The organism is Synechococcus sp. R5-12 (assembly GCF_047502655.1).
In the GTDB taxonomy this organism is placed as follows: Bacteria; Cyanobacteriota; Cyanobacteriia; order Thermostichales; family Thermostichaceae; genus Thermostichus.
In genome coordinates, this window is record NZ_JANSIM010000064.1 from 1 (window position 1) to 2,349 (window position 2,349).

The following is a 2,349-nucleotide window of genomic DNA, read 5'->3' on the forward strand; positions in this document are numbered from 1 at the left end:
TTTTCAGTATAGTTGAGCTTATTATTGACTAGAGTCATGCTCTATCTAACTACTGGAGATCCCATGGTTTACCGCGCTGTTTTCTGGGGATTAGCTGGGATGGCTTTGGCTTTCTCTCTCGCTTTCCTTGAGGAGGCTAACGCTCAAACCTCGCTGACTGGCATCAACCGTGACAGCGTACTGCAACTGAACCTTGGGTCGGGACGCAGCCTCCCTCGGGTACCTGTGGGCGGTTCAGGTTCTGAGGAGGGCCGGGATCCTGCTGCTCCTTCGGCGCAAATGTGGGCAGAGTGGCATATTCGCGCCAATGTCTGCACCGGAAACCTCTCCACAGAAGAACTGGCGGAGCTGTTTCCATTGGTCAATCAAGCTCTAGTGGATGCCGTTTGCCGGGGAGGAAGTTAAAGGTTGCCCAGGCTGGCGGTAAGGTGAAGAAGGAGCCTCTAGGTCGCTGCTGCATGGATTTTGAGAAACTTTTGGAGGAATGGGTTGCAGCCTTTGCCCAAGTGGCCGAAGAAAGTTTGGCCTCTTTGGAGACTGCCCTGATGGAGCTGGCAGAGCACTTGGCTGTGCCTTTACAGGAAACCCTTAGGCAGTGGGAAGCCCTCTGGAATCTGGAGGAGGAAGTGGAGCTGGAGCCTGAGCCAGAACCCTTTGAGGAAACCCTCAACCCTTCTGGCGAATCTTTCACCACCAGTCGTTTCTTCGTCAGCCCGATAGGATTTGGGGGCGTGGTTGTTTACACTTACGTGGCTTCGCCGCCAGAATACATCGGGGATCCCACCTGCCGCTACAATGCCCATTCTCCAGAGTTGCGCTGCGCCGTCAACCCCTGCGGCCCCTGTGAGGGCTGTCCCCACTATGAGCCCCGGAATGAGCCCCGATGAAGGGTGACCGCCTGATTGTTGCGCTGGATACTTCTTCTCAAGAGCAGGCTCTGGAGTGGGTGGACTCTTTGCCGCAGGTGCTGTGGTGGAAGGTGGGTCTGGAGTTGTTCGCTGCTGCGGGTTTTTCCGTTCTGCAGGCTCTCAAGGAAAGGGGCAAGCGCATTTTTCTGGATTTGAAGCTGCACGACATTCCCCACACCGTGGGGAGGGCTACGGAGGTGGCCGTCAGCTATGGAGTGGATCTGCTCACCGTCCATGCTGCCGGTGGCAGTGCCATGTTGCGGGCAGCCGTGGCAGCCGCCCAGGGCAGTTCTTGTCGACTATTGGCGGTTACCCTCTTAACCAGCCTCAGCCCCCCGCAGGTGCGACAGGAACTGGGCATCGAGATGGATCCCGCCGACTATGTGTTGCATTTGGCCCGGCTGGCTCAAGCTCAAGGCTTTACCGGACTGGTTTGCTCTCCTCAGGAGGTCTCGCGGTTGCGCCAAGCTTTGGGGCCGGAGGTTTTGCTGGTTACTCCCGGGATCCGTCTGGGCCAAGCCAAGGCGGGGGATGGAGAGGAGGATCAACAGCGCATCTGCACGCCCGACGAAGCTCTGCGGGCAGGAGCCGATTATCTGGTGGTGGGCCGCCCCATCACCGCTTCTCCCGATCCCGTGGCCGCCTTGCGGCGCTTCCAAGCCTCATGGGATGCTGCCGGGTGAGGGTGTGGGGAGATGCCCGATGTTATTGGGGTAGTTCTGTAATGCAACGACGCCGTAGGCTTGTGCAGTGGATCCCTGAAAAAAGGCCGGCTGGATCCGGCAGGAGATGTTGGCTAGGAGTCGGTTTGTCGGTGGTTTTGGGCCTGGTCAGCACTCCTGGGCGCGTTAGGGGTGCGGAGCATTTCGTTCCGGCAAGAGGGGAAACTTGCCTGGCTGCTCCTCAGGTTTGGGCTGAGGCTCTAACGGAGCAGTTGCCTTTGTTTCTCAATCTGGCCTTGAGCCGCTCCCGCTCTGAGTTTCAGGTTGTGCTGGTGGGGAAGCCGGAGGTTGAAATGCTCTCTCCAGGGTCTCCGGCCCGCTTACGCCAACAGGAGCTGGCTCCGGTTTTGCCGGACACCGCAACTGCTGTTTCGCCAGAAGCTTTTCGGCTGTATTTCACCACGCTGGAGCGCCGCTTGGTCTTGCCCCAACACCCCCAAAAGGAGGGCAACTCCTTGGCCGGTCGGCGCAGCGAAACCCTGCAACTGGCCTACGAGGCTTATGTTCTGCGGGCTGCTCCTGGGGATCCCTGGCGGTTGGTGCGTCTGCAGGTAACCGGATCGGGGATCCCCATTCGCGATGTAACGAATGGACTCACTGCCCAGGCCATCCGCCGCTGGCAACAGTCGGGTTGCCCCTTGACGGGCGATCTAGAGTTGACTAGACCTTCTCTCTAGCGGCGCGGAGCGCTTTGCGTCAGCATGAGTGCGGGAGTATGT

General features: G+C 59.0%; 4 protein-coding genes. All 4 read left to right on the forward strand.

Features of this window, described 5'->3' with window-relative positions:
• Positions 1–225 precede the first annotated feature (225 nt).
• The 4 genes from NW843_RS04205 to NW843_RS04220 all read left to right on the forward strand — a co-directional run bounded on the left by NW843_RS04205 (position 226) and on the right by NW843_RS04220 (position 2,307).
• Positions 226–405: a hypothetical protein gene (locus tag NW843_RS04205; protein WP_414417450.1), complete on the forward strand. Its 180-nt coding sequence runs from the start codon at positions 226–228 to the stop codon at positions 403–405.
• Positions 406–458: 53 nt separating this feature from the next.
• Entirely contained in the window at positions 459–887 is a 429-nt protein-coding gene (locus NW843_RS04210; RefSeq protein WP_369791761.1) for a DUF6464 family protein, read from the forward strand.
• On the forward strand, positions 884–1,591 hold the full coding sequence (gene pyrF, locus NW843_RS04215) for an orotidine-5'-phosphate decarboxylase (protein ID WP_414522204.1): 708 nt from the start codon (positions 884–886) through the stop codon (positions 1,589–1,591). Before NW843_RS04210 ends, pyrF begins: the two co-directional genes overlap by 4 nt.
• Positions 1,592–1,722: 131 nt before the next feature.
• Complete coding sequence (locus tag NW843_RS04220) at positions 1,723–2,307, forward strand: hypothetical protein (RefSeq protein WP_414344494.1); 585 nt, start codon at positions 1,723–1,725, stop codon at positions 2,305–2,307.
• Positions 2,308–2,349 lie beyond the last annotated feature (42 nt).